This window comes from Streptomyces sp. NPDC005266, from assembly GCF_040607655.1.
Taxonomy (GTDB): Bacteria; Actinomycetota; Actinomycetes; order Streptomycetales; family Streptomycetaceae; genus Streptomyces.
Genome location: NZ_JBEXHC010000003.1, coordinates 121,591 through 147,470 on the forward strand (window position 1 = coordinate 121,591; position 25,880 = coordinate 147,470).

Genomic DNA, 25,880 nt, shown 5'->3' on the forward strand with positions numbered 1-25,880 from the left:
GCGCCCCGCGCGCCCCGCGGGCCTCAGCCGCCGAGCCGCTCGCCCTCGGCGATCCGCACGCCACGAGCCCAGTCCGCCGCGGGCATCGGCCTCTTGCCCTGCGGCCGCACCCAGGTCAGCTCCACCGCGTGGCTGCCCGTGCCCACGTACACGGCCTTCTTGGTGGCGGCCGGCGCACCGGGCGCCAGATCCGTACGGTCCGCCGCCATCGCCGTCGCGACAACCTTCAGCCGCTCGCCCCGGAAGGTGGTCCACGCGCCCGGCGCGGGGGCGGACGCGCGCACCAGACGGTCGACGCGCAGCGCGGGCGCCGTCCAGTCGATCTCCGCGTCCTCGACGTTGATCTTCGGGGCGAGCGAGACGCCCTCGGCGGGCTGCGGTACGGCGCGCAGGGTGCCGTCCTCGATGCCGTCCATGGTCGCCGTGAGCAGCCCGGCCCCGGCGAAGGCGAGCCGGGTCAGCAGATCGCCGCTGGTGTCCGTGGCCTGGATGTCCTCCGTCACGACCCCGAACACCGGACCGGAGTCCAGCCCCTCCTCGATCTGGAAGGTCGACGCTCCGGTCACCTCGTCCCCCGCGAGCACGGCGTGCTGAACGGGCGCCGCGCCCCGCCACGCGGGCAGCAGCGAGAAGTGCAGATTGACCCAGCCGTGCGCCGGAATCTCCAGCGCGGCCTTGGGCAGCAGCGCCCCGTACGCCACCACCGGGCAGCAATCCGGTGCGATCTCGCTCAGCCGGGCGAGGAAGTCCGGGTCCCGTGGCTTGGCGGGCTTGAGCACCTCGATACCCGCCTCCTCGGCCCGCTCGGCGACCGGGCTGGCCACCAGCCGACGGCCACGCCCGGCGGGCGCGTCGGGGCGGGTCACCACGGCCACCACCTCATGCCTCTCCGACGCGATCAGCGCGTCCAGCGCGGGCAGGGCGGCCTCGGGGGTACCGGCGAAGACGAGCCTCATGGGTGGCGAACTACCTCTCACACACAGCGGAACAGGCGCCCCAGTCTATGGGGCCGCCGCCCGAGGGGGCGTACGAGCGGACTCCCGCACGCCCCGGACCGTGACCGACGGGCGGGGTGCCGCGTTGGTCAAGGCAGATTGACCGCATCGGGCCGCAGCCGCGGCCCGATGCGTTTCCCGTCACCCCGCCATGCCCCTTTGTCCGTTTGTCTGTCTTCCATCCGCATCCACGCCGGTTCGAGAGGCTTGTTCATGGCCGACCACGCAACCCACGACGCCCAGGCACGGGCCAGCCTGCACCTCCTGGTCCGGGACATCGAGCGGGTCCGCCGACAGGTGGACGCGCTGCGCACGCTCACCGCCCAGCTCGGCAACGTCTACCGTCCCCGGCGCACCGGCCCGTCCGCCGGTTTCGTGGTCTACGGACGCGCCCCGGCGCCCACCGTGCGGCTCGCCCAGGAGCTGCGGGACAGCGTCGAGACGCTGGTCACGGCGGCGGTGGATTTCGACCGTTCGCTCGGCTTCTCGTGGGACGCGGTGGGGTCGGCGCTCGGCGTCACCAAGCAGGCGGTGCACCGCCGCTACGGCGCCCGCCGGGCCGCCGCCCAGAGCGCCCCCGAGGGCGGCGAGCCGTCCCCGGTGCGCGCCGAAGGGGCCGCCGCCGTACCGCCGCTGCCCTCGGTCCCCGCGGCCCGCTCGGTCCCGCCGCAACCCGCACCGGCCCTCCGCGAGGAAGTCCGCCCGAGCGCCTTCCCGGGCCCGCGCAACGGCTGAGCTTCTGCGGCCGGGAACCCCAGCCGGAACCTCGGCCGGTGGTCAGCCGATCTCCAAGGGATCCACGCGGACCGCCGGATCCTTCTCTCCCCGGGCCAAGCGCTGCGCCTTCGCCTCCTTGAGGGCCGCCGCCAGCACACTGCCCTGGCCGGGGCGGACGCGGATCAGGGCGCGCTCCCAGTCCTCACCCGGCGGTGGATCGCCGGGGCGGCGTGGTCGCCCGGGGGGTGTCGGGGGCAGCGGGACCGGACCCAGTGTCTCGGCGCCGTCCGGCAGATCGGCCGAGGCGATCAGCTCGGCCACCGACTCCGGCGGGCCGGTCACCGCCGCCATCCGTGAGACCGGAGGAAAGCCCAGCTGGGACCGCTCGGCCAGCTCGCGCGCCGCGTAACCGGCCGGATCCCATCGCACCAGTGCCTGGACGGGCCGCAGCGTCGGCTCGGCGAGCACCACCACCGTGCCGCCGCCTCCACCGCCGCTCTCGCCCCCACTCCCCCGGCCGTCGCCATGGCCGCGCACCAGGGACGCCGCCTCCAGCCAGTGCCGCAGCGCGTCCTCGCCCGCGCGCAGATCGGGGCGGCCGAGCAGCGCCCAGCCGTCCAGCAGCAGCGCGGCGGCGTAACCGCCCTCGGCGACCGGCTCGGCGCCCGGGGTGGAGACGACGAGCGCCGGGCGGTCGGGGACCGTCGCGAGGACATGGTCACGGCCGGAGGTGCGCACCGGCACGGCGGGGAAGGCCCGGCCCAGTTCCTCGGCGGTGCGCCGGGCGCCGACGACGCTCGCCCGCAGCCGTACGCCCCCGCATTCGGCGCAGTGCCAGGCCGCCTCGGGCCGCCCGCACCACCCGCACTCCAGATGGTCGGCGTCCCGCGCCTCCAGGGGGCCCGAGCAGTGCGCACAGCGCGCGGGCTCGCGACACCGCTCACAGGCCAGCCGCGGCACATACCCGCGCCGCGGCACCTGCACCAGCACCGGGCCGCGGGTCAGCGCCTCGCGCACGGTCTGCCAGGCGAGCGTGGGCAGCCGGGCGGCGCGGGCCTCCGCGTCCCGGGCCACCTCGCCCTCGTCGACCGTACGGATCAGCGGGGCGGCCGCGCGGACCTGCTCACGGTCGGCCTCCAGCGGCCTGGCCCAGCCGTTCTCCACCAGCTGGGCGGCCTCCACCGTGCGGCCGAGGTCGCCCAGCAGAAAGCCCGTCTTCTCGTGGACGGCGCGCAGCAGCAGCACATCGCGGGCGTGCGGCTGCGGCAGATGGTCATCGCTGTGGCTGCGGTCACCGTCGTCCCAGATCCCGACCAGTCCGAGGTCCGCCACCGGCGCGAACATCGCCGCCCGGGTGCCCACCACGGCCCGTATCGAGCCCCGGCTGACGGCCAGCCAACGGCGGTAGCGCTCCTCGGGCCCGAGGTCGGCGGTGAGCAGCACATGCCGGCCCGGGCCGTCGAGCGCCTCGGTGAGCGCCGCGTCCACCCGCGCGGCGGTCCGCCCGTCGGGTACGACGACGAGCGCGCCGCGCCCGGAGGCGAGCGTGGCGGCCACGGCGGTGGCCCATTCGCCCGGCCAGTGCGGTCCGGGCAGGGCGGTCCACACGGCACGCGGCCGGTCCCCGCGCGCGAGCGCCTCCACAAACCCGGGCCCGGCCGGATAGCGCGCCCAGCTCCCGGGCGCGGGCACCGGCGGCGGGGGCAGCGCAGGCGGGGACGGCTCGGCCTCGGCGCGTGCGCTGCGCTTCGGCATGGCCAGCTGCAGCACATCGGCGAGCGACCCGGCGTACCGGTCGGCGACCGCCCGGCACAGCGCCAGCAGCCCCGGCCCCAGCACCGGCTCGGGCGAGAGCACCTGCGCGATGGCCGCCAGCGGCCCCCGGTAGTCGGACTCCGCGACCCTCTCGACGATGTATCCGTCGAGCAGCCCCCCGCCCTCCCGACGCCCCTCCCGGACCCGCCCCGTGCCGGCCCCGAACCGCACCCGCACCCGCACCCCGGGTCGCGCCTCGGCGTCCATCTCCGCCGGTACCGCGTAGTCCCACAGCTTGTCGAGATGCACCGGCCCCTTGTCCACCAGTACCCGCGCCACGGGCAGCTCCTCCGCCAGCGCGGCCCCCCGCCACGTCCGCGGCTTGGCCTTGGGCACCTTGGCCTTGCGCACGGTCTCCCGAATGAGCGCGAGCTGCTCATCCCCCTGCGGCTCCGGCCGCGCCGGATCGCGGTCCGGCCGCTCGTTCTCGCTGCTCACAGCTCAAGTCTTAGCAGAAGCCACCGACACCGGCACACAACGCGAAGGCCCGGACCCCGCAAGGGATCCGGGCCTTCGCTCAAGCCGTGGAGGGGTTACAGACCCGCCGCCGCGCGCAGCGCGTCGACGCGGTCGGTGCGCTCCCAGGTGAAGTCGGGCACCTCGCGGCCGAAGTGGCCGTAGGCCGCCGTCTGGGCGTAGATCGGGCGGAGCAGGTCGAGGTCGCGGATGATGGCGGCCGGGCGAAGGTCGAAGACCTCGGCGATGGCCTTCTCGATCTTCTCGACGTCCACCGCGGCGGTGCCGAAGGTCTCGACGAAGAGACCGACCGGCTCGGCCTTGCCGATGGCGTAGGCGACCTGGACCTCGCAGCGCTGGGCGAGGCCCGCGGCGACGACGTTCTTGGCGACCCAGCGCATGGCGTAGGCGGCGGAGCGGTCGACCTTGGACGGGTCCTTGCCGGAGAAGGCGCCGCCGCCGTGGCGGGACATGCCGCCGTAGGTGTCGATGATGATCTTGCGGCCGGTGAGGCCGGCGTCGCCCATGGGGCCGCCGATCTCGAAGCGGCCGGTCGGGTTGACCAGCAGCCGGTAGCCCTCGGTGTCGAGCTTGATGCCGTCCTCGACCAGCTCGTTCAGGACGTGCTCGACGACGAATTCCCGGATGTCGGGGGCGAGGAGCGAGTCCAGGTCGATGTCGGAGGCGTGCTGCGAGGAGACGACGACGGTGTCCAGGCGGACCGCCTTGTGGCCGTCGTACTCGATGGTGACCTGGGTCTTGCCGTCCGGGCGCAGGTAGGGGATGGTCCCGTTCTTGCGCACATCGGACAGGCGGCGGGAGAGCCGGTGTGCCAGGTTGATCGGCAGCGGCATCAGCTCGGGGGTCTCGTCGCACGCGTAGCCGAACATCAGGCCCTGGTCGCCCGCGCCCTGCTTGTCCAGCTCGTCCTCGTCACCCTCGACCCGGAGCTCGTAGGCCGAGTCGACGCCCTGGGCGATGTCGGGGGACTGGGAGCCGATCGACACCGAGACGCCGCAGGACGCGCCGTCGAAGCCCTTCTTCGACGAGTCGTAGCCGATCTCGAGGATCTTGTTACGGACGAGCGTCGCGATCGGGGCGTACGCCTTCGTCGTCACCTCGCCGGCCACGTGCACCAGGCCGGTGGTGATCAGCGTCTCAACGGCGACCCGCGAGGTCGGGTCCTCCTTGAGGAGCGCGTCGAGAATGGTGTCGCTGATCTGGTCAGCGATCTTGTCAGGGTGACCCTCGGTCACGGATTCCGAGGTGAACAGGCGGCGGGACACATCGCTCCCTGGGGTTGCAGCGGCTGCTGGCTGATCATGGGCGGAACCACCCGGGGGCTGCGCCCGGTGCGGTTCCTCGGCCAGTTTATCCGGCACGTTGGCCGGTCGAGCATCCCCGTCCCACAGAACGGGCAGGCCGTGACCTGGAACATACCTCGCCGGGCGGCGAAAAACAGCACGGCACTGGTGGAGAGAGGTGTCATGGCCCGATCGGGCGCGCCCGGCCAGGTGGAGCGGCGCCTCAGCCCAGCCGGTGGGCCACCAGATCCCAGACGGTGTCGGCGAGGGCCTCCTTGGGGCCGTGCGGGACGGGCGTCTCGGTGCCGTCGGCTCCCAGCACGACGGCTTCATTGGTCTCGGAGCCGAAGGTCTTGTGCTCCCCGACCTCGTTGACCACGAGCAGATCGCATCCCTTGCGGGCGAGCTTCGCCCGGCCGTTGACGAGCACGTCGTCGGTCTCTGCGGCGAAGCCGACGACAATCTGGCCGGGGCGGGCACGCTCGGCGGAGATCTCCGCGAGAATGTCCGGATTTCGCACCAGGGCGAGCGGCTCGGGCTCCTGCCCCTCCCGTTTCTTGATTTTCCCCTGGGCGTAGTGGGCGGGGCGGAAGTCGGCGACGGCGGCGGCCATGACCACGGCATCGGCGTCCGCGGCGGCCTTGAGGACCGCCTCGCGCAGCTGGCTCGCCGTGCCGGCGCGCACAACATCGGCGCCGGCCGGGTCGGGCAGCTCGCTGTTGACCGAGACAAGAGTCACTCTGGCGCCCCGGGCCACGGCGGCGCGGGCCAGTGCGTAGCCCTGCTTGCCGGTGGAGCGGTTGCCGAGGAAGCGCACCGGGTCCAGCGGCTCGCGGGTGCCACCCGCGCTGATCACCACATGGCGCCCCGCGAGGTCCTGTTCGGCGGTCCGCTCCGCGCGGGCCAGCACCCGGCGGCAGACCTCGAAGATCTCCCCGGGATCGGGCAGCCGCCCCTTGCCGGTGTCCACGCCGGTCAGCCGGCCCACGGCGGGCTCGATGACGACGGCGCCGCGGCGGCGCAGGGTCGCCACGTTCTCCTGGGTGGCGGGGTGCTCCCACATCTCGGTATGCATGGCGGGCGCGAAGACGACCGGACATCGCGCGGTGAGGAGCGTATTGGTGAGCAGATCGTCGGCGAGGCCGTGGGCGGCCTTGGCGAGCAGGTCGGCGGTGGCGGGGGCGATCACCACAAGGTCGGCGGACTGGCCGATGCGGACGTGCGGCACCTCGTGGACCGACTCCCACACCTCGGTCGCCGCCGGATGCCCGGACAGCGCCGACCAGGTCGCCTCGCCGACGAAGTGCAGCGCCGAGGCGGTCGGGACGACGCGTACGTCATGCCCGGACTCGGTGAGGCGCCGCAGCAGCTCACACGCCTTGTACGCGGCGATCCCGCCGCTGACGCCCAGAACGACCCTGGGCCTGTCCGCCGTGACCATCGCTCGACTCTCCCCACTGGGTTGCGTCCATACGGTACGCACCCATGACACACCACAAGCCCGGCAGTCATCCCCCAGCTACCACTGGGGGCGCCCCCTGCCGGGCCGGTGTTGAGTGATCTGAAACTTACTGAGCCGGGCCCTCGATGGCCTCGGAGGTCAGCAGACCCGCGTTGATCTCGCGAAGGGCGATCGACAGCGGCTTCTCGTGGACGTGGGTGTCCACCAGGGGGCCGACGTACTCGAGCAGGCCCTCGCCGAGCTGGGAGTAGTACGCGTTGATCTGACGGGCGCGCTTGGCCGCGTAGATCACGAGGCTGTACTTCGAGTCAGTGGCCTCGAGCAGCTCGTCGATCGGCGGGTTGATGATGCCCTCGGGCGCGGTCATGGGAGAGGACACGCTCTACCTTCCGAAAAGGGGAAAAAGATCTATGGAACCTTCGTCAAGGCTAGCAGCTCACGCGACACGTCCTCGACGGAGGTGTTGACCAGGGTCTGATCGAACTCGGACTCGGCGGCCAGCTCGGTCCGGGCGGCCTCCAGACGCCGCTCGATGACCTCGGGCGGTTCGGTCCCCCGGCCGGTGAGCCGGCGCACCAGCTCGTCCCAGCTCGGCGGCGCGAGGAAGACCAGCTGCGCCTCCGGCATGGACTCCCGGATCTGCCGGGCGCCCTGCAGGTCGATCTCCAGCAGCACCGGCTCGCCCGCGTCGAGCCGTTCCATGACCGCCTCGCGCGGGGTGCCGTAGCGGTTGCCCGCGAACTCGGCCCACTCCAGCAGCTCACCGTTGGCGATGAGCTTGTCGAACTCCCCGTCGTCCATGAAGAAATAGTGGACGCCGTCCCGCTCACCGGGGCGCGGCCTGCGGGTCGTCGCGGAGACCGAGAGCCAGAGGTCGGGGTGTTCCTTGCGCAAATGGGCGACGACCGTGCTCTTGCCGACCCCCGAGGGGCCGGAGAGCACGGTCAGTCGCGGACGTGCCGAGTGTGCTGCTGCCATGCAGCAGATTATCCAGGTTCCCGGGGGTCCCTGGAAACGTCAGCCGGCGGCGCCGCCGAACTCACGCTCGAGCGACGCGATCTGGTTGGAGCCAAGACCCCGCACACGGCGGCTTTCGGAGATGCCCAGACGCTCCATGATCTGCTTGGCGCGGACCTTGCCGACGCCGGGCAGGGACTCCAGGAGAGCGGACACCTTCATCTTGCCGATGACATCGTTCTCCTGGCCCTGCTTGATGACCTCGTGCAGAGACGCGCCGGAGTGCTTGAGCCGATTCTTGACCTCGGCGCGCTCCCGGCGAGCCGCGGCGGCCTTTTCGAGCGCGGCTGCGCGCTGTTCAGGGGTAAGGGGCGGAAGAGCCACGCCTACGTCACCTCGGATGTCGAACTGTCGGATATGGACCGGTGAGGAACCTAGTCGCCCCTCACCTGGGGAGCAACGCGCAACGCAGCAGCACGTTCGCTCTCGTCGGAGACTAGCGGCCGATCCCGCTCCAGTCAGCGAGAACAGACGAAAAGTCCTGGTCAGACTCGCTCGACTGGTACATTTCTGGACAAAATAACCGAGTTATTCGGTCACAGCACGCACGTCATCAGCCAATCGGGCCGCCGCCTCGACCAGCGCGGCGGCGTCCGGACCGTGCCGGAGCACCCCTCGGCTGACGCTCGGAACGACGTCGCGCACCGCCGCCCCGAAGACCTCCGGAAGATCGGCGGGGGTCGCCCCCTGGGCGCCGATGCCGGGGGCCAGCAGCGGCCCGTCAATGGCGAGAGCGGCCCCGGCCCGGTCCGCGGCACCGCCCAGCGTGGCACCGACGACCGCGCCGTACGAGCCGAGCCGGCCCCGTGCGGCCTCCTCGGCGTTCTCGGCCTTGAGGGCGGCCAGCATCGAGGCGGCGACGGTCGTCCCGTCCGGCCGTACCGCGTGCTGCACCTCGGCGCCCTCCGGGTTGGAGGTCAGCGCCAGGACGAACACGCCCGCTCCGCTCGCCCGCGCGGCGTCCAGCGCGGGGCGCAGCGAGCCGAAGCCGAGGTACGGGCTGACGGTGACCGCGTCCGAGAACAGCGGGCTGCCGGGGTCGAGGTAGGCGGAGGCGTAAGCGGCCATGGTCGACCCGATGTCACCGCGCTTGGCGTCCATCAGCACCAGCGCCCCGGCGGCCCGGGCGTCCGCCACGGCCCGCTCCAGCACGGCGATGCCGCGCGAGCCGAAGCGCTCGAAGAAGGCCGACTGCGGCTTGAGGACGGCGACCCGCTCGGCCAGCGCGTCCACGACGGTGCGGGTGAACCGCTCGAGCCCGGCGACATCGTCCCCCAGCCCCCAGTCGGCGAGGAGGGAGGCGTGCGGGTCGATGCCGACGCACAGGGGGCCGCGGCTGTCCATGGCGGCGCGCAGGCGCGCACCGAAGGGGGCGGTGGTCATACGGTCTCCTTGCGGGCCTCGGCACCGACCGCGTCGGCGAGGGTGGCGTAGGGGGAAGCCGCCAGGCGGGCGGCCAGACCGCGGTGGATCTCGCGGCACCACAGGGGACCCCGGTAGATGAAGGCGCTGTAGCCCTGAACCAGGGTGGCCCCCGCCACGATCCGCTCCCAGACGTCGTCCGCGGTCTCGACCCCGCCGACGCCGATGAGGGTCAGCCGGTCCCCCACCCGGGCGTACAGGCGGCGCAGCACCTCCAGCGAGCGGGCCTTCAGCGGGGCGCCGGAGAGGCCGCCGGTCTCGGCGGTCAGCTTCGTGGGGGAGGTGAGGCCGAGGCCGTCCCGCGCGATGGTCGTGTTGGTGGCGATGATGCCGTCCAGCCCCAGTTCGACCGCGAGGTCGGCGACCGCGTCCACGTCCTCGTCGGCGAGATCCGGCGCGATCTTGACCAGAAGCGGCACCCGGCGCCCGGTGACCGTGCGGTCCGCGGCCTCGCGGACGGCGGTCAGCAGCGGCCGCAGATGATCGACGGCCTGAAGATTCCGCAGTCCGGGGGTATTGGGCGACGAGACGTTGACGACCAGATAGTCCGCGTGGGCGGCGAGCCGTTCGGTGGACGTCACATAGTCGGCGACGGCTTCCGCCTCCGGGACGACCTTGGTCTTGCCGATGTTGACGCCGACCGTCGTGACGAAGGCGGGACGCCGGGCGGCGATCCGGGCGGCGACGGCGGCCGAGCCCTCGTTGTTGAAGCCCATGCGATTGATCAGAGCCCGGTCGGCGACCAGCCGGAAGAGCCGCTTCTTGGGGTTGCCGGACTGCGGCTGGGCGGTGACCGTGCCGATCTCGACATGGCCGAAGCCGAGCATGGCCATGCCGTCGATGCCGGCGGCGTTCTTGTCGAATCCGGCGGCGAGCCCGAAGGGCCCGTGCATCCGCAGGCCCAGCGCCTCGGTGCGCAGCGCCGGGTGGCGGGGCGCGAGGACGGCCGCGACGAGGGTGCGCAGGACGGGGACGCGGGCGGCCAGTCGGATCCAGCCGAAGGCCAGATGGTGGGCCTTCTCGGGGTCCATGCGCCGGAAGATCAGGTTGAACAGGAGTGCGTACATGGCGGCTTTCTGCGCGCGGGGGGAAGGAGGCGGTCTCGTGAAGAGGGGGACACCGGACGGTGTCCCCCTCTCGTCTCACTCCTCGCGGGCGGCGGTCAGATGTTCCGCGTGTTCCTGGAGGGACCGGACCCCGACGGCGCCCCGTCCCAGCGCCTCGATGCCCTGGACGGCGGCGGCGAGCGCCTGGACCGTGGTCAGGCAGGGGACACCGCGGGCGACGGCCGCCGTGCGGATGTCATAGCCGTCGAGGCGGCCGCCGGTGCCGTACGGGGTGTTGACGATCAGATCGACCTGGCCGTCGTGGATGAGCTGGACGATGGTCTTCTCACCGCCCGGCCCCTCACCCTCGCTCTGCTTGCGCACGACGGTCGCGTTGATGCCGTTGCGCTTGAGCACCTCGGCCGTCCCCGAGGTGGCCAGCAGCTCGAAGCCGAGGCCGACCAGCTCCCGGGCCGGGAAGATCATCGAACGCTTGTCGCGGTTGGCGACGGAGACGAACGCGCGCCCCTTGGTCGGCAGCGCGCCGTATGCCCCGGCCTGCGACTTGGCGTACGCCGAGCCGAAGACCGAGTCGATGCCCATGACCTCGCCGGTCGAGCGCATCTCCGGGCCGAGGATGGTGTCCACCCCGCGCCCGGACGCGTCCCGGAAGCGCGACCAGGGCATCACGGCCTCCTTGACGGAGATCGGCGCGTCCAGCGGCAGCGTGCCGCCGTCGCCACTGGAGGGCAGCAGCCCCTCGGCCCGCAGCTCGGCGATGGTCGCGCCCAGCGAGATCCGGGCGGCGGCCTTGGCCAGCGGTACGGCGGTGGCCTTGGAGGTGAAGGGGACCGTACGGGACGCGCGCGGGTTCGCCTCCAGCACGTAGAGAATGTCCCCGGCCATCGCGAACTGGATGTTGATCAGGCCGCGGACGCCGACGCCCCGCGCGATGGCCTCGGTCGAGGCGCGCAGCCGCTTGATGTCGAAGCCGCCGAGGGTGATCGGGGGCAGGGCGCAGGCCGAGTCGCCGGAGTGGATACCGGCCTCCTCGATGTGCTCCATGACGCCGCCGAGGTAGAGCTCATGGCCGTCGTAGAGCGCGTCGACGTCGATCTCGATGGCGTCGTCGAGGAAGCGGTCGATGAGCACCGGATGCTCGGAGATGAGCCCCGCGTGCCGCTCCAGATACCCGGCCAACGAGGGCTCGTCGTAGACGATCTCCATGCCGCGCCCGCCCAGGACGTACGAGGGGCGGACCATGACCGGGTAGCCGATCTCGGCGGCGATGCCCTTGGCCTGCTCGAAGGAGAAGGCGGTGCCGTACTTGGGGGCGGGCAGCCCGGCCTCGGTGAGCACCCGGCCGAAGGCGCCGCGCTCCTCGGCGAGGTTGATCGCCTCGGGCGAGGTGCCGACGATCGGCACCCCGTTGTCCTTGAGCGCCTGGGCCAGGCCCAGCGGGGTCTGGCCGCCGAGCTGGACGATCACGCCGGCGACCGGGCCCGCCTGCTGCTCGGCGTGGACGATCTCCAGCACGTCCTCCAGGGTGAGCGGCTCGAAGTAGAGCCGGTCGGAGGTGTCGTAGTCGGTGGAGACGGTCTCCGGGTTGCAGTTGACCATGACGGTCTCGTAGCCCGCGTCGTGCAGCGCGAAGGAGGCGTGGACGCAGGAGTAGTCGAACTCGATGCCCTGGCCGATCCGGTTGGGTCCCGAGCCGAGGATGATCACCGCGGGGGTCTCGCGCGGGGCGACCTCGGACTCCTCGTCGTAGGAGGAGTAGAAGTACGGGGTCTTGGCGGCGAATTCGGCGGCGCAGGTGTCGACCGTCTTGTAGACGGGCCGGATGCCAAGCGCGTGCCGCACCTCGCGGACCACGTCCTCGCGCAGCGAGCGGATCCCGGCGATCTGGGCGTCGGAGAAGCCGTGTCGCTTGGCCTCGGCCAGTAGCCCGGGGTCCAGCTTGTCGGCGGCGGCGAGCCCGTCCGCGATCTCCTTGATCAGGAAGAGCTGGTCCACGAACCACGGGTCGATCTTCGTCGCGTCGAAGATCTCCTGCGGGGTGGCCCCGGCCCGGATCGCCCGCATGACGGTGTTGATCCGGCCGTCGGTCGGCTCCACGGCCCGGGCCAGCAGCTCGGCCCGGTCGCCGGGCTCGCCGGTGAAGTCGAACTGGCTGCCCTTCTTCTCCAGCGAGCGCAGCGCCTTCTGAAGCGCCTCGGTGAAGTTACGGCCGATGGCCATGGCCTCGCCGACCGACTTCATGGTGGTGGTGAGGCGAGCGTCGGCGCCCGGGAACTTCTCGAAGGCGAAGCGGGGCACCTTGACGACGACGTAGTCGAGCGTGGGCTCGAAGGACGCCGGGGTCTTCTCGGTGATGTCGTTCGGGATCTCGTCGAGCGTGTAGCCGACGGCCAGCCGGGCGGCGATCTTGGCGATGGGGAAGCCGGTCGCCTTGGAGGCCAGCGCGGAGGAGCGGGAGACGCGCGGGTTCATCTCGATGACGATGACCCGGCCGTCCTCGGGGTTGACGGCGAACTGGATGTTGCAGCCGCCGGTGTCGACACCGACCTCGCGGATCACGGCGATGCCGATGTCCCGCAGAATCTGGTACTCCCGGTCGGTCAGCGTCATCGCCGGGGCGACGGTGATCGAGTCGCCGGTGTGCACGCCCATCGGGTCGAAGTTCTCGATCGAGCAGACGACCACGACGTTGTCGTGCTTGTCGCGCATCAGCTCCAGCTCGTACTCCTTCCAGCCGAGGATGGACTCCTCCAGGAGCACCTCGGTGGTGGGCGAGAGGGCCAGGCCCTGCCCGGCGATACGGCGCAGTTCGTTCTCGTCGTGCGCGAAGCCGGAGCCCGCGCCGCCCATGGTGAAGGAGGGGCGGACGACGACGGGGTAGCCGCCGAGCTCGTCCACTCCCGCCAGCACGTCGTCCATGGAGTGGCAGATGACCGAGCGGGCGGACTCGCCGTGGCCGATCTTGGCCTTGACGGCTTTGACGACGTCCTTGAACTGGTCGCGGTCCTCGCCCTTGTGGATCGCCTCGACGTTGGCGCCGATCAGTTCGACGCCGTATTCGTCGAGGGTGCCCGCCTCATGGAGGGAGATCGCGGTGTTGAGCGCGGTCTGGCCGCCGAGGGTGGGCAGCAGCGCGTCGGGGCGCTCCTTGGCGATGATCTTCTCGACGTACTCCGGGGTGATCGGCTCGACATAGGTGGCGTCGGCGATCTCCGGGTCGGTCATGATCGTGGCCGGGTTGGAGTTGACCAGGATGACCCGCAGTCCCTCGGCCTTGAGGACGCGGCACGCCTGGGTGCCGGAGTAGTCGAACTCGGCTGCCTGGCCGATGACGATCGGGCCGGAGCCGATGACCAGAACGGACTGGATGTCGGTGCGCTTAGGCACGCTGGCCCTCCATCAGGGAGACGAAGCGGTCGAACAGGTAGGCGGCGTCATGCGGCCCCGCGGCGGCTTCCGGGTGGTACTGGACGCTGAAAGCGGGGCGCTCGAGCAACCGCAGCCCCTCGACCACGTTGTCGTTGAGGCAGACATGGGAGACCTCGGCCCGCCCGTAGGGCGTGTCGGAGGCCCGGTCGAGCGGGGCGTCCACGGCGAAGCCGTGGTTGTGCGCGGTGACCTCGACCTTGCCGGTGGTGCGGTCCTGCACCGGCTGGTTGATCCCGCGGTGCCCGTACTTCAGCTTGTACGTGCCGAAGCCGAGCGCCCGGCCGAGGATCTGGTTGCCGAAGCAGATGCCGAACAGGGGGGTGGACCGCTCCAGCACACCCCGCATGAGGGAGACGGGGTGGTCGGCGGTGGCCGGGTCGCCCGGCCCGTTGGAGAAGAACACCCCGTCCGGGTTCACCGCGTAGATGTCCTCAACCGTCGCCGTCGCGGGCAGGACGTGCACCTCGATGCCGCGCTCGGCCATCCGGTGCGGGGTCATGCCCTTGATGCCGAGGTCGACGGCGGCCACGGTGAACCGCTTGGTGCCGATCGCCGGGACGACATAGGTCTCGGCGGTGGCGACCTCGCCGCTGAGGTCGGCGCCCTTCATCTGCGGGGCGGCCTGCACCTTGGCCAGCAGCGTGGCCTCGTCCGTGATCGCCTCACCCGAGAAGATGCCGACGCGCATGGCGCCGCGCTCGCGCAGATGGCGGGTGAGGGCGCGGGTGTCGATGCCGCTGATGCCCACGACGCCCTGGGCGGCGAGCTCGTCGTCCAGGGTGCGGCGGGAGCGCCAGTTGGACGGCGTACGGGCCGGGTCGCGCACCACATAGCCGGAGACCCAGATCCGCTGGGACTCGGGGTCCTCGTCGTTGACGCCGGTGTTGCCGATGTGCGGGGCGGTCATGACGACGACCTGGCGGTGGTAGGACGGGTCGGTCAGGGTCTCCTGGTAGCCGGTCATACCGGTGGAGAACACGGCCTCGCCGAAGGTCTCCCCCACGGCCCCGTAGGCACGGCCGCGGAAGGTGCGGCCGTCCTCCAGGACGAGTACGGCGGGGGTCTTGGCCCCCCGGGTGGAGGTCGTCATCGTGCGCCTTCCTGTTCTTGCTGTTCTTGCTCGGTCTTCTCGGTGCTCAGGGCGGAAACCCAGGTGGTGTGCTCGGCGGCGTGGTCGGAGCGGAAGCCGGAGTCGATCAGCCGGTCGCCCAGCCGCCAAGTGATCACCAGCAGCCCGCCCTCGGAGAGGACCTTGCCCGCGATGCCCTTGTCGAGCCGGGCGCCGCGCAGAGCGGCGGCGGGGATGAAGAAGTCCCGGGCTCCGGGCCGCAGGACGACGAGGCCCTGGTCGGTGAGGGTGAGCTCGACGCGGCTTCGGGTGCCGAGGCCCTGGGCGACGATCCGGTCGAGCCATTGCCCGGCGGTGGTCGAGCCGTGGTAGCGGCCGCTGAGTCTAAGGGGCTTTCCGTTGAGGGTGGTGGCGGGTGACGGGTGGGCGGCGGGCGACGGGTGGGCGGCGGGCGACGGGTGGGCCGGCGTGGCCTCGCCGGGTTCCTCCGGGACGGCGGGCAGCTCGGGCAGATCGCCCTGCAGCGTGCCGCGCCACTTCCAGCCCTCGCGCATCAGCCAGTAGACGAGCCCGATGACCAGCAGCAGCCCGACGACCCAGCCGATGCGCGCGGCCCAGTCCGTCACGTCCTGCGACTTCTGTCCGGCCGCCAGGACCATGAGGTCCGCGGCCGGATTGCTCAGAGGTGTCACGCCAACTTCCCGTCCACGACCGTCGCCCGGCCCCGCAGGAAGGTGTGTGTCACGCGGCCCGGCAGTTCACGGCCCTCGTAGGGGGTGTTGCGGCTGCGGGAGGCGAAGCCCGCGGGGTTCACCACACCACGGTAAGCGGAGTCGAGCAGGGTGAGGTTCGCGGGCTCCCCGGCGGCGATGGGGCGGCCGTGGCCCACGAGCCGGCCGATGGCCGAGGGGCGTGCCGACATTCGGTCGGCGACGCCCGCCCAGTCCAGCAGCCCGGTGTCGACCATGGTGTGCTGGACGACGGACAGCGCGGTCTCCAGGCCCACCATGCCCATGGCCGCGGCGCCCCACTCGCAGTCCTTGTCCTCGTGCGGATGCGGGGCGTGATCGGTGGCGACGCAGTCGATGGTGCCGTCGGCGAGCGCCTCGCGCAGCGCCATGACGTCGGCCTCGGTGCGCAGCGGCGGGTTCACCTTGTAGACCGGGTCGTAGGAGCGTACGAGCTCGTCGGTCAGCAGCAGATGGTGCGGGGTGACCTCGGCGGTGACGTGCCAGCCCTTGGACTTGGCCCAGCGGACGATCTCCACCGAGCCGGCGGTGGACAGATGGCAGATGTGCACCCGGGAGCCGACGTGCGCGGCGAGCAGCACATCGCGGGCGATGATCGACTCCTCGGCGACGGCCGGCCAGCCGCCGAGACCGAGCTCGGCGGAGACGATGCCCTCGTTCATCTGGGCGCCCTCGGTCAGCCGCGGCTCCTGGGCGTGCTGGGCGATGACACCGTCGAACGCCTTCACGTACTCCAGGGCCCGGCGCATGATCACGGCGTCGTCCACGCACTTGCCGTCGTCGGAGAAGACCCGCACCCCGGCGGCGGACTCGTGCATGGCGCCGAGCTCGGCGAGCTGCTTGCCCTCCAGGCCGACGGTCACGGCGCCGACGGGCTGGACATCGCAGTAGCCGGACTCCTTGCCGAGCCGCCACACCTGCTCCACGACGCCCGCGGTGTCGGCGACCGGGAAGGTGTTGGCCATGGCGTGGACGGCGGTGAAGCCGCCGACGGCGGCGGCCCTGGTGCCGGTGAGGACCGTCTCGGAGTCCTCACGGCCGGGCTCGCGCAGATGGGTGTGGAGGTCGACGAGGCCGGGGAGCAGGATCTGCCCCGCCGCGTCGATCACGGTGGCGTCGCCCGCGTCGATGCCGGTGCCGACGGCGGCGATCCGCTCGCCCTCGATCAGCACGTCCTGCGGCTCGCCGCCGAGCACCTTCGCACCGCGCAGCAGCGTCTTGTTCGTCTCGGTCATGGTTACTTGCTCTCCTCGGTGCGGGCGGCGGCAACGGCGGACTCATTGCCGCCGAGCAGCAGATACAGGACGGCCATGCGGATCGAGACGCCGTTGGCGACCTGCTCGACGGCGGTGCAGCGGTCGGAGTCGGCCACCTCGGCGGCGATCTCCATGCCGCGGTTCATCGGGCCGGGGTGCATGACGATCGCGTGCTCGGGCATCCGCGCCATGCGGTCGCCGTCCAGGCCGTAGCGGCGGGCGTACTCCCGCTCGGTGGGGAAGAACGCGGCGTTCATGCGCTCGCGCTGGACGCGCAGCATCATCACGGCGTCGGACTTGCCGACCACCGCGTCCAGGTCGTACGAGACCTCGCAGGGCCAGCTCTCGACGCCGAAGGGGACCAGGGTCGGCGGGGCGACCAGGGTGACCTCGGCGCCGAGGGTGGACAGCAGATGGACATTGGAGCGGGCGACGCGGCTGTGCAGCACATCACCGACGATCGTGACCCGGCGGCCGGCCAGGTCCTCTCCGGTGCCGGCGCCCTCCGGGCTCAGCCGGCGGCGCATCGTGAAGGCGTCGAGCAGCGCCTGGGTGGGGTGCTCATGGGTGCCGTCACCGGCGTTGACGACGGAGCCGCGGATCCAGCCGGAGGTGGCGAGCCGGTGCGGGGCGCCGGAGGCGTGGTGCCGGATGACGACGGCGTCGGCGCCCATCGCCTCCAGGGTGAGCGCGGTGTCCTTCAGCGACTCGCCCTTGGAGACCGAGGAGCCCTTGGCGGAGAAGTTGATGACGTCGGCGGACAGCCGCTTGGCGGCCGCCTCGAAGGAGATGCGGGTGCGGGTCGAGTCCTCGAAGAAGAGGTTGACGACGGTACGGCCGCGCAGGGTCGGCAGTTTCTTGATCGGCCGGTCGGCGAGCCGGGCCAGCTCCTCGGCGGTGTCGAGGATCAGGACGGCGTCGTCGCGCGAGAGGTCGGCGGCCGAGATGAGATGGCGCTTCATCCGGGTGCTCCGTGGGTGAAGGAGGGATGCGGGCGTGCGGGCGGGCAGGCGCGGCGACCGGTGGCACGGCCGTGGTGGCCGGCACCGGTGTCCGGCGGGCGGGTACCGGGATCACCGGGGACCGCGCCGTCGGTGCGAGGGCGCTATTTCCCGTCCGCGGGGGCTGTCTCGCGCACACCGAGGAGCACGCTGTCGCGGCCGTCCTCCTCGCTGAGCTGGACCTTGACCGTCTCCCGCAGCGACGTGGGGAGGTTCTTGCCGACGTAGTCGGCGCGGATCGGCAGTTCACGGTGGCCGCGGTCGACGAGGACCGCGAGCTGCACCGCGCGCGGCCGCCCGATGTCGCCCAGGGCGTCCAGGGCGGCGCGGATGGTGCGGCCGGAGAAGAGCACATCGTCCACGAGGACCACCAGACGGCCGTCGATGCCGTCACCGGGGATGTCGGTGCGGGCAAGCGCACGGGCCGGGCGCAGCCGCAGGTCGTCGCGGTACATGGTGATGTCGAGCGAACCGACCGGAACCTCGCCGGGCGCCCTTTTGGTGATCTCCTCCAGCCGGGCGGCCAGCCGCCGGGCGAGATGGACACCCCGGGTGGGAATGCCGAGCAGCACCACGTCGTCGGCGCCCTTGGCGCGCTCGACGATCTCGTGGGCGATACGGGTGAGAACCCGCGCGATATCCGGTGCTTCCAGCACGGAGCGCGCGGCGTCCGAAGTACGTGCGTCCATACGACACGGACCTCCTTCTCCGCCTCACGGGACGGACCTTAAAGGACGTCGGAAATTGCGCCATTCACAATAGCAGGCGCCTGGCGGCCGTCCGTCAACGCCCCTGACGGGAGCCCCTCCGCTCCATTCGGCTTGACGAATGGAGATTACGCTGCGTAACCTCACAGTGAGTTACCAGTCTTCGTCCGGGGAGCTTTATGTCCAGCGAATACGCCAAACAGCTCGGGGCCAAGCTCCGCGCCATCCGCACCCAGCAGGGCCTCTCCCTTCACGGCGTCGAGGAGAAGTCCCAGGGCCGCTGGAAGGCCGTGGTGGTGGGATCGTACGAGCGCGGCGACCGTGCAGTGACCGTGCAGCGTCTCGCCGAGCTGGCCGACTTCTACGGCGTCCCGGTGCAAGAGCTGCTCCCGGGCACGAGCCCGGCAGGGGCCGCCGAGCCGCCGCCGAAGCTGGTACTGGACCTGGAGCGGCTGGCCCATGTGCCGGTCGAGAAGGCGGGCCCGCTGCAGCGGTATGCCGCCACGATCCAGAGCCAGCGCGGTGACTACAACGGCAAGGTGCTCTCGATCCGCCAGGACGATCTGCGCACCCTCGCCGTTATCTACGACCAGTCTCCGTCCGTGCTGACCGAGCAGCTGATCAGCTGGGGCGTGCTCGGCGCCGACGCCCGGCGCGCGGTCCAGCACGAGGATGTCTGAGTCGACTACCCCCTCAACCAGCCTCAACCAGCAGAAACGTGCCGCCGGGGGCGGTGGAGGGCCCTGAAGGTCTCCACCGCCCCCGGCGGCTTTGTCATGTCTGGTGCGTGCGGTGCGGCGCGGCTATGCCTGGCTTTCCGGGGCCTGGCCTTCCGGGTCGCGGCGCAGACTCGGCTTCAGCTCCTTGATACGGCCCAGCAGACCGTTGACAAAGGCCGGCGAGTCATCGGTGGAGAACTCCTTGGCGAGCTGCACCGCCTCGTCGATCACCACAGCGTCGGGGGTCGCGTCCTCCCAGATCAGCTCGTACGCGCCGAGCCGCAGGATGTTCCGGTCGACGACCGGCATCCGGTCCAGCGTCCAGCCCACCGCATAGGTGGCGAGCAGCTCGTCGATCCGGGCGGTGTGCTGCGCATACCCCTCGACGAGCTGCATCGTGTATTCGCTGACCGGCGGCTGCCGGTCGTCGGTCCGGGCGTGCCGAATCCAGTCCGCGAGGACCGTCTGCACGGAGCTGCCACGCTGGTCGGCCTCGAAAAGGATCTGAAAGGCACGCTTACGGGCCTTGTTGCGGGCAGCCACGGTTAGTTGTTCACCCGACCGAGGTACTCACCGGAGCGGGTGTCGACCTTGATCTTCTCACCGGTGGTGATGAACAGCGGGACGCCGATCTCGTAGCCGGTCTCGAGCTTGGCCGGCTTGGTGCCACCGGTGGAGCGGTCACCCTGGACGCCCGGCTCGGTGTACTCGATCACCAGCTCGACGGCGGCGGGCAGTTCGACGTACAGGGGGTTGCCCTCGTACATCGCCACGACCGCCTCGAACCCCTCGAGCAGGTACCGGGCGTTGTCCCCGACGACCTCGGGGGTGATGTAGATCTGGTCGAACGTGTCCATGTCCATGAACACAAAGCTCTCGCCGTCCTTGTACGAGAACTGCATGCCGCGCTTGTCGACATTGGCCGTCTCGACCTTCACACCGGCGTTGAAAGTCTTGTCGACCACCTTGCCGGAGAGCACGTTCTTGAGCTTGGTGCGCACGAATGCAGGGCCCTTGCCGGGCTTGACGTGCTGGAACTCGACGACGGACCAGAGCTGGCCGCCTTCGAGCTTGAGCACCATGCCGTTCTTGAGGTCGTTCGTGGATGCCACGGTTGCGGGATCTCCTGGACTGCAGCTGGTGGAGACCAGAAAGTGCGGCGCGCCAGCATCCGGCCGAAGCCGGGCTAGAGCGCGAGCAGCTCTTTGGTCGTGATGGTGAGTAGCTCGGGTCCGCCGTCCGCCTCGGGGCGGACGACGAGCGTGTCATCGATCCGGACACCGCCCCGGCCCGGAAGGTGGACCCCCGGCTCGACGGTGACCGGCACACAAGCGTCCAGTTTACCCATGGCTGACGCCGCCAGCCGAGGGTCCTCGTCGATTTCCAGGCCCACACCGTGTCCCATCCGGGCTTCCAGCGCCTCTCCGTACCCCGCCGCGTCCAGCACCTGGCGCGTCACCCGGTCCACGTCCCGGTACCCGGTGCCCGGCAGCAGCGACTCCCGCCCGGCCCGCTGAGCGGCGAAGACGACGTCGTACAGCTCCACCTGCCAGTCCGCCGGCGAGGGCCCGATGACAAACGTACGGCCCACCTGGCAGCGGTAGCCGCGGTAGTCGGCGCCGAGCCGGATGGTGAGGAAATCGCCCTCCTCGACCCGCCGGTCGGTGGGCAGATGGCCGGGCCGGCCCGCGTTGGGTCCGGCGGCGACCACGGTGGGAAAGCCCGGTCCGTCCGCCCCGTGGTCCACCAGCCGGCGCTCCAGCTCCAGCGCGAGATGGCGCTCGGTACGGCCCACCAGGATCGACTCCAGCAGCTCACCGAGCGCCTGGTCGGCGAGCTCCCCGGCGATCCGCATGCACGAGATCTCCTCGTCGTCCTTGACGAGCCGCAGCTGCTCCACCGCCCGGCCCAGATCGGCGAGGCACAGGCCCGGGGCCGTGGAGCCGAGCCTCCGGTGGCGGGCGACGGTCAGATCGTGCTCCTCCACGGCCAGCGAGTCGGCGCCGTCGGCCGCCGCCAGATCGGCGGCGGCCACCGCCGGATCGCCGTCCGGACCGGGCAGTACGAGCAGCCGCAGGTCATCGGGGTGCGAGCCCGGCCCAACCCCCCAGGACGGCGTCTCGGACGCCACCAGCACATCCTGCGCGGGCCCGAGCAGCAACACCGCGCCGGGCGGCGCGGCGCCGCACAAATAGCGCACATTGGCGGGCCGGGAGACCAGCGCGGCCGCGCTCCCGGCCGTGGCGCACTGATCGTGCAGGCGGGCGCGTCGGGCCGCGTACACCTCGGACATACCCCGAGCGTACGCAGTACCGGGCGAGGCGGCCGGTCGAGCGCGGCCGGATGGGCGGCCGGGGCCGGTTCATCAGCGCTCGGTTCTCCCCCAGCTACGCTGGGAGGCGCCCCCGCCGGGGCACTCAAGCCCCTGTCGACGGTCGACCGTGCTCGCTCCACACGGCGGTAGCCGCATATCGATCGCAGCCTCAGGGCCTCCGCGCGCTCTCCCTTTCGACAGCGGCGCGCCCCTTCGGCTCACTCGCGTTGTCACCAGGCGGGCGGGGACGCGATCGAGCGGGCGACGACCTCGTCCAGCATGCGGGCCGTGGTTTCCACGTCGTACGTCGAGTTGTCGATGATCGGCAGCCCGGAGCCGTACCACCCGGCCATCCGGCCGTGGATCCGCGCCACCTCCTCGTCGCTGAGGCGGCGGTTGCCGCTGCGGGCCGCGTTCCGCTCCAGGACGATCTCCAGACCGGGCAGCACCACCACGGGCAGCAGACCGGGGCCCACATGACGCTTCCAGCCGCCGAGGCCGACGACCGGGCGGTCCGGGAAGACCGCGTCGTCGAGGATGCAGGAGATCCCGTTGGCCAGGAAGTTACGGGCGGCGAAGCCGCAGGTGCGGCGGGCGAGACGGTACTGCGCCTCGGAGTGCTCGTTCCAGCCGGACTGGGGGTTGGCGAAACCGGACCTGACCCATTCCCGTACGTCGTCCAGGCTGATGTGCGCGGTCGGCACCCGGCGGCGGTCGGCCCAGTGGCGGGCGACCGTCGTCTTGCCCGCCCCGGCCGGTCCGATCAGCAGCACCGCCACCGCCGCCTGCGAGGCGTCGGCGACCGCCGGGTCGGCCGGAGGATGCGGCAGCGGCACGGGGCCGCCGGGCGGCAGCTGGATATGGCCGGTGGTGTTCACGGGCTCGACCGGCGCCCCGGGGGGCGGCGGGGGGCCGGGCGGGGCGGGGGGGTTCGGGTGAGGACCGGGGTGATGGCTCGCGCCCTGGGCCCAGCCTGCGCCCTGCGGCCCGGGTCCCTGACCGGGCCGGTGGGGCGGTGGCAGCGGAGCTCCCACTGCGTGCTGCATCCGGTGGCACTCCGTCTCGTACAGCAGTTCTCGACTGACAACTGACGTGTGATGACGCGGCGGTGAGGCCGCTCCCAGCGAACGGTACCTGCCCCGGACGCCGCTGTGTGAACGCCCGGCAAACCCGATGAGTGCCCGGCGCGCACCGTCAGCCAGGCAATTCGTGTGTCAGTGCCCGCAAGTGCGAGGCGAAACAGCCGATTGCGGAGCCCGCGGCACCGCCGCGGGCTCCGGCACGCGATGACAGAGTTGTGACGTGCCAGGACGTGCCAGGACGTGCCAGGACGCGTCAGGACACGCCAGGATGCGTCAGGCCGAGATCTCCCCGTACGCGGCGAGCAGCACCGCCGGGTCCGGGCCCTCCAGCACGGTGGGCTTGGCCAGACCGTCGAGGACGATGAAGCGCAGCAGGTCACCCCGGGACTTCTTGTCGACCTTCATGGTCTCCAGCAGTTTGGGCCACTGGTCGCCGCGGTAGGTGAGCGGCAGGCCGACCGCCTCCAGGACGGTGCGGTGCCGGTCGGCCGTGGCGTCGTCCAAGCGGCCCGCGAGGCGGCCCAGTTCGGCGGCGAAGACCATGCCGACGGAGACGGCCGCCCCATGCCGCCAGTTGTAGCGCTCGTTCTTCTCGATGGCGTGCGCCAGCGTATGGCCGTAGTTGAGGATCTCGCGCAGCCCCGACTCCTTGAGGTCGCTGGAGACGACCTCCGCCTTGACCCGGATCGACCGCTCGATGAGCTCGGCGGCGTACGGGCCGTTCGGCGTACGGGCGCCGGCCGGGTCCCGCTCGATCAGCTCCAGGATCTCCGGGTCGGCGATGAAGCCCGCCTTGATGACCTCGGCGAGCCCGCTGACGTAGTCGTTGACCGGCAGCGAGTCCAGGGCGGCCAGGTCGCACAGCACACCGGCCGGGGGGTGGAAGGCGCCGACGAGGTTCTTGCCCTCGGCGGTGTTGATACCGGTCTTGCCGCCGACCGCCGCGTCGACCATGCCGAGCACCGTCGTCGGAACGGCGATCCAGCGCACCCCGCGCAGCCAGGTCGCGGCCACGAACCCCGCGACGTCGGTGGTGGCACCACCGCCGACGCCGACGATCACATCGGTGCGGGTGAAGCCGGTCTGGCCGAGCGCCTTCCAGCAGTAGGCGGCGACCTCGGCGGTCTTGGCCTCCTCCGCGTTCGGCAGCTGGATGGCGATGGCCTCGTAGCCCTGGTCGGCGAGGTCCTGGCGGACGGCCTCACCGGTCTCGGCCAGCGCCTCGGGGTGCAGTACGGCGACACGTTGAACATGGCCGTGGCGCGCGGCGCCTCCGTTGAGGGTGGCGGTGGGAGACGGGCGGGCGGCGCCCCCGATCAGCCCGGGCAGCTCGCCGAGCAGCTGCCGGCCGACCAGCACCTCGTACGGATCGGTGCCCGCGGTGCCTCCGACCTGGATGCGCGTAGGGGTGTCGGTGGTCATGCGTTCTTCAGCTCCAGTGCGTCGAGGACGGCATCGGCGACTTCTTCGGGGGTGCGGCCCTCGGTCGACACCGCGGCGCGGGCGACCTCGGTGTACAGCGGACGGCGCTGCTCCATCAGCTCGCGCCAGCGCTGACGGGGGTTGACGGCGAGCAGCGGGCGCGGGGCGTCGAGCCCGGTGCGCTTGACGGCCTCGGCGACGCCCATCTCCAGGAAGACGACCGGAAGGCCGGCGAGCAGTGCCCGGGTGCCCTCGTCCATGACCGCGCCGCCGCCGAGGGCGAGTACGCCCGAGTGCTCGGCGACGGCGGCCCGCACGGCCTGCCGCTCCAGCTCGCGGAAGTGCGGCTCGCCCTCGTCGAAGAAGATCTCCGAGATCTCCTTGCCCGCCGTCTCGACGATATCGGTGTCGGTGTCGCGGAAGGTGGTGCCGAGGCGGTCCGCGAGCGCCCGCCCGACGGTGGTCTTGCCGACGCCCATGGGCCCGACCAGCACCACGGCCGGACCCGCGCTCACGGCGCCGTTCACCGGATCGCCAGGTTGTCGAGGTAGCCCTCGACATTGCGGCGGGTCTCGGCGACCGAGTCACCGCCGAACTTCTCCGCGACCGCGTCCGCGAGGACCAGCGCGACCATGGCCTCGGCGACGATGCCCGCCGCCGGGACGGCGCAGACGTCCGAGCGCTGGTGGTGGGCCTGGGTCGGCTCGCCGGTGGTCACATCGACGGTGGCCAGCGCGTGCGGCACGGTCGCGATCGGCTTCATCGCGGCCCGTACCCGCAGCAGCTCGCCGTTGGTCAGCCCGCCCTCGGTGCCACCGGAGCGGCCCGTGGAGCGCTTGATGCCCTCGTCCGTCGGCACGATCTCGTCATGCGCCTTCGAACCGGGCACCCGGGCGAGGTCGAAGCCGTCGCCGACCTCGACGCCCTTGATGGCCTGGATGCCCATCAGCGCGGCGGCCAGCCGCGCGTCCAGCCGGCGGTCCCAGTGCACATGCGAGCCGAGGCCGACCGGCACGCCGTACGCCAGCACCTCGACGACGCCGCCGAGCGTGTCGCCGTCCTTGTGGGCCTGGTCGATCTCGGCGACCATCGCCTTGCTCGCGTCACTGTCGAGGCAACGCACCGGGTCGGCGTCGAGCCGCTCGACGTCGGACGGCTGGGGGTGGACGCCGTACGGCGCCTTGGCGCCGGCCAGCTCCACGACATGGGAGACGATCTCGATCCCGGTCGTCTCCTTGAGGTAGGAGCGGGCGACGGTGCCCAGCGCCACCCGGGCGGCGGTCTCGCGGGCGCTGGCGCGCTCCAGGATCGGCCGGGCCTCGTCGAAGCCGTACTTCTGCATGCCGGCGAGGTCGGCGTGGCCGGGGCGGGGGCGAGTGAGCGGCGCGTTACGGGCCAGGCCGGCGAGGATCTCGGGATCCACCGGGTCAGCCGCCATGACCTGCTCCCACTTCGGCCACTCGGTGTTGCCGACCATGATCGCGACCGGGGAGCCGATGGTCAGTCCGTGCCGGACGCCGCCGATGAAGGTGACCTCGTCGCGCTCGAACTTCATCCGGGCACCGCGGCCATAGCCGAGCCGCCGCCGCGCGAGGGCGTCCGCCACCATGTCGGTGGTGATCGGCACGCCGGCGGGCAGCCCCTCCAGCGTCGCCACGAGTGCGGGGCCGTGCGACTCCCCCGCGGTCAGCCAGCGCAACCTGCTCAACGGTGCTCCCTCATGCTCGCGCCTTGACGTCCTGCGGCGCGGCCGGATGCGCGCGACCCCGGCCCGCCACCTCCGATCCTCCCACGTCCGGGGCTTGTCCCGGTTGGCGGTCCATGGGATGGACCCCTTCGCGAACCAGCGGCGAGGGGCCGACGAGAGATCACCGGAG

At 71.8% G+C, this 25,880-nt stretch carries 24 protein-coding genes; 2 read left to right on the forward strand and 22 right to left on the reverse strand.

Annotation, left to right across the window (positions count from 1 at the left end):
• Positions 1 to 23: 23 nt before the first annotated feature.
• Positions 24 to 956, reverse strand: coding sequence for a methionyl-tRNA formyltransferase (gene fmt / locus ABZU99_RS06875; protein ID WP_356043551.1), 933 nt, complete (start codon positions 954 to 956; stop codon positions 24 to 26).
• Between the two features lie 252 nt (positions 957 to 1,208).
• On the opposite strand from fmt, the gene ABZU99_RS06880 reads away from it, so the two are divergent.
• Entirely contained in the window at positions 1,209 to 1,730 is a 522-nt protein-coding gene (locus tag ABZU99_RS06880) for a hypothetical protein (protein WP_355941270.1), read from the forward strand.
• 42 nt (positions 1,731 to 1,772) lie between these two features.
• Here ABZU99_RS06880 and ABZU99_RS06885 read toward each other — a convergent pair whose 3' ends face one another.
• From ABZU99_RS06885 to pyrR, 14 genes are all read right to left on the reverse strand, one after another.
• Positions 1,773 to 3,965, reverse strand: coding sequence for a primosomal protein N' (locus tag ABZU99_RS06885; protein WP_356043553.1), 2,193 nt, complete (start codon positions 3,963 to 3,965; stop codon positions 1,773 to 1,775).
• 95 nt (positions 3,966 to 4,060) lie between these two features.
• Positions 4,061 to 5,269: a methionine adenosyltransferase gene (gene metK / locus ABZU99_RS06890; protein WP_356043555.1), complete on the reverse strand. Its 1,209-nt coding sequence runs from the start codon at positions 5,267 to 5,269 to the stop codon at positions 4,061 to 4,063.
• 241 nt (positions 5,270 to 5,510) lie between these two features.
• Complete coding sequence (coaBC, locus tag ABZU99_RS06895) at positions 5,511 to 6,728, reverse strand: bifunctional phosphopantothenoylcysteine decarboxylase/phosphopantothenate--cysteine ligase CoaBC (protein ID WP_355941261.1); 1,218 nt, start codon at positions 6,726 to 6,728, stop codon at positions 5,511 to 5,513.
• Between the two features lie 127 nt (positions 6,729 to 6,855).
• Complete coding sequence (rpoZ, locus tag ABZU99_RS06900; RefSeq protein WP_009713616.1) at positions 6,856 to 7,128, reverse strand: DNA-directed RNA polymerase subunit omega; 273 nt, start codon at positions 7,126 to 7,128, stop codon at positions 6,856 to 6,858.
• A gap of 29 nt (positions 7,129 to 7,157) precedes the next feature.
• Positions 7,158 to 7,727 carry a guanylate kinase gene (gene gmk / locus ABZU99_RS06905; RefSeq protein ID WP_355941257.1) on the reverse strand — a complete coding sequence of 190 codons (570 nt, stop codon included), beginning with the start codon at positions 7,725 to 7,727 and terminating at the stop codon, positions 7,158 to 7,160.
• A 39-nt stretch (positions 7,728 to 7,766) separates the two neighbouring features.
• Positions 7,767 to 8,090 (reverse strand): integration host factor, encoded by a 324-nt coding sequence (locus ABZU99_RS06910; RefSeq protein WP_009713618.1) that lies wholly within the window; start codon positions 8,088 to 8,090, stop codon positions 7,767 to 7,769.
• A 204-nt stretch (positions 8,091 to 8,294) separates the two neighbouring features.
• Positions 8,295 to 9,149, reverse strand: a complete 855-nt coding sequence (gene pyrF / locus ABZU99_RS06915; RefSeq protein ID WP_355941254.1) for an orotidine-5'-phosphate decarboxylase — start codon at positions 9,147 to 9,149, stop codon at positions 8,295 to 8,297.
• Positions 9,146 to 10,255, reverse strand: a complete 1,110-nt coding sequence (locus tag ABZU99_RS06920) for a quinone-dependent dihydroorotate dehydrogenase (RefSeq protein ID WP_355941252.1) — start codon at positions 10,253 to 10,255, stop codon at positions 9,146 to 9,148. Before ABZU99_RS06920 ends, pyrF begins: the two co-directional genes overlap by 4 nt.
• Positions 10,256 to 10,330: 75 nt before the next feature.
• On the reverse strand, positions 10,331 to 13,642 hold the full coding sequence (gene carB / locus ABZU99_RS06925) for a carbamoyl-phosphate synthase large subunit (RefSeq protein ID WP_356043559.1): 3,312 nt from the start codon (positions 13,640 to 13,642) through the stop codon (positions 10,331 to 10,333).
• On the reverse strand, positions 13,635 to 14,774 hold the full coding sequence (gene carA / locus ABZU99_RS06930) for a glutamine-hydrolyzing carbamoyl-phosphate synthase small subunit (protein ID WP_355941246.1): 1,140 nt from the start codon (positions 14,772 to 14,774) through the stop codon (positions 13,635 to 13,637). Before carA ends, carB begins: the two co-directional genes overlap by 8 nt.
• Complete coding sequence (locus ABZU99_RS06935; protein WP_356043562.1) at positions 14,771 to 15,445, reverse strand: hypothetical protein; 675 nt, start codon at positions 15,443 to 15,445, stop codon at positions 14,771 to 14,773. Before ABZU99_RS06935 ends, carA begins: the two co-directional genes overlap by 4 nt.
• Complete coding sequence (locus ABZU99_RS06940; protein ID WP_356043564.1) at positions 15,442 to 16,737, reverse strand: dihydroorotase; 1,296 nt, start codon at positions 16,735 to 16,737, stop codon at positions 15,442 to 15,444. Before ABZU99_RS06940 ends, ABZU99_RS06935 begins: the two co-directional genes overlap by 4 nt.
• 2 nt (positions 16,738 to 16,739) lie before the next feature.
• A complete protein-coding gene (locus tag ABZU99_RS06945; RefSeq protein WP_355941240.1) occupies positions 16,740 to 17,720 on the reverse strand; it encodes an aspartate carbamoyltransferase catalytic subunit in 981 nt (326 codons plus the stop codon).
• A 143-nt stretch (positions 17,721 to 17,863) separates the two neighbouring features.
• Positions 17,864 to 18,448 carry a bifunctional pyr operon transcriptional regulator/uracil phosphoribosyltransferase PyrR gene (gene pyrR, locus ABZU99_RS06950; protein WP_355941237.1) on the reverse strand — a complete coding sequence of 195 codons (585 nt, stop codon included), beginning with the start codon at positions 18,446 to 18,448 and terminating at the stop codon, positions 17,864 to 17,866.
• Between the two features lie 197 nt (positions 18,449 to 18,645).
• On the opposite strand from pyrR, the gene bldD reads away from it, so the two are divergent.
• Positions 18,646 to 19,146, forward strand: coding sequence for a transcriptional regulator BldD (bldD, locus tag ABZU99_RS06955; RefSeq protein WP_014056259.1), 501 nt, complete (start codon positions 18,646 to 18,648; stop codon positions 19,144 to 19,146).
• 123 nt (positions 19,147 to 19,269) lie between these two features.
• On the opposite strand, the gene nusB is transcribed toward bldD, so the two are convergent.
• From nusB to aroC, 7 genes are all read right to left on the reverse strand, one after another.
• Entirely contained in the window at positions 19,270 to 19,728 is a 459-nt protein-coding gene (gene nusB, locus ABZU99_RS06960; RefSeq protein WP_355941235.1) for a transcription antitermination factor NusB, read from the reverse strand.
• Positions 19,729 to 19,730: 2 nt separating this feature from the next.
• Positions 19,731 to 20,297, reverse strand: a complete 567-nt coding sequence (efp, locus tag ABZU99_RS06965; RefSeq protein WP_060950464.1) for an elongation factor P — start codon at positions 20,295 to 20,297, stop codon at positions 19,731 to 19,733.
• A gap of 74 nt (positions 20,298 to 20,371) precedes the next feature.
• Positions 20,372 to 21,478, reverse strand: coding sequence for a M24 family metallopeptidase (locus ABZU99_RS06970; RefSeq protein ID WP_356043569.1), 1,107 nt, complete (start codon positions 21,476 to 21,478; stop codon positions 20,372 to 20,374).
• A 251-nt stretch (positions 21,479 to 21,729) separates the two neighbouring features.
• Positions 21,730 to 22,545 (reverse strand): AAA family ATPase, encoded by an 816-nt coding sequence (locus ABZU99_RS06975; RefSeq protein WP_356043572.1) that lies wholly within the window; start codon positions 22,543 to 22,545, stop codon positions 21,730 to 21,732.
• Positions 22,546 to 22,854: 309 nt separating this feature from the next.
• Positions 22,855 to 24,003: a 3-dehydroquinate synthase gene (gene aroB, locus ABZU99_RS06980; RefSeq protein ID WP_355941226.1), complete on the reverse strand. Its 1,149-nt coding sequence runs from the start codon at positions 24,001 to 24,003 to the stop codon at positions 22,855 to 22,857.
• On the reverse strand, positions 24,000 to 24,482 hold the full coding sequence (locus tag ABZU99_RS06985; protein WP_356043885.1) for a shikimate kinase: 483 nt from the start codon (positions 24,480 to 24,482) through the stop codon (positions 24,000 to 24,002). Before ABZU99_RS06985 ends, aroB begins: the two co-directional genes overlap by 4 nt.
• Before the next feature lie 44 nt (positions 24,483 to 24,526).
• Positions 24,527 to 25,711: a chorismate synthase gene (gene aroC, locus ABZU99_RS06990; RefSeq protein WP_355941223.1), complete on the reverse strand. Its 1,185-nt coding sequence runs from the start codon at positions 25,709 to 25,711 to the stop codon at positions 24,527 to 24,529.
• Positions 25,712 to 25,880: the final 169 nt, after the last annotated feature.

What these genes read in the sequence shown, in the direction of transcription:
- pyrR (WP_355941237.1), bottom strand. Translation starts at nt 18,448, where the DNA reads ATGGACGCACGTACTTCGGACGCCGCGCGCTCCGTGCTGGAAGCACCG.
- ABZU99_RS06975 (WP_356043572.1), bottom strand. Translation starts at nt 22,545, where the DNA reads ATGCAGCACGCAGTGGGAGCTCCGCTGCCACCGCCCCACCGGCCCGGT.
- fmt (WP_356043551.1), bottom strand. Translation starts at nt 956, where the DNA reads ATGAGGCTCGTCTTCGCCGGTACCCCCGAGGCCGCCCTGCCCGCGCTG.
- ABZU99_RS06940 (WP_356043564.1), bottom strand. Translation starts at nt 16,737, where the DNA reads ATGACCGAGACGAACAAGACGCTGCTGCGCGGTGCGAAGGTGCTCGGC.
- ABZU99_RS06880 (WP_355941270.1), top strand. Translation starts at nt 1,209, where the DNA reads ATGGCCGACCACGCAACCCACGACGCCCAGGCACGGGCCAGCCTGCAC.
- ABZU99_RS06945 (WP_355941240.1), bottom strand. Translation starts at nt 17,720, where the DNA reads ATGAAGCGCCATCTCATCTCGGCCGCCGACCTCTCGCGCGACGACGCC.
- carA (WP_355941246.1), bottom strand. Translation starts at nt 14,774, where the DNA reads ATGACGACCTCCACCCGGGGGGCCAAGACCCCCGCCGTACTCGTCCTG.
- gmk (WP_355941257.1), bottom strand. Translation starts at nt 7,727, where the DNA reads ATGGCAGCAGCACACTCGGCACGTCCGCGACTGACCGTGCTCTCCGGC.
- pyrF (WP_355941254.1), bottom strand. Translation starts at nt 9,149, where the DNA reads ATGACCACCGCCCCCTTCGGTGCGCGCCTGCGCGCCGCCATGGACAGC.
- ABZU99_RS06985 (WP_356043885.1), bottom strand. Translation starts at nt 24,482, where the DNA reads ATGGGCGTCGGCAAGACCACCGTCGGGCGGGCGCTCGCGGACCGCCTC.
- aroB (WP_355941226.1), bottom strand. Translation starts at nt 24,003, where the DNA reads ATGACCACCGACACCCCTACGCGCATCCAGGTCGGAGGCACCGCGGGC.
- ABZU99_RS06970 (WP_356043569.1), bottom strand. Translation starts at nt 21,478, where the DNA reads ATGTCCGAGGTGTACGCGGCCCGACGCGCCCGCCTGCACGATCAGTGC.
- bldD (WP_014056259.1), top strand. Translation starts at nt 18,646, where the DNA reads ATGTCCAGCGAATACGCCAAACAGCTCGGGGCCAAGCTCCGCGCCATC.
- ABZU99_RS06920 (WP_355941252.1), bottom strand. Translation starts at nt 10,255, where the DNA reads ATGTACGCACTCCTGTTCAACCTGATCTTCCGGCGCATGGACCCCGAG.
- coaBC (WP_355941261.1), bottom strand. Translation starts at nt 6,728, where the DNA reads ATGGTCACGGCGGACAGGCCCAGGGTCGTTCTGGGCGTCAGCGGCGGG.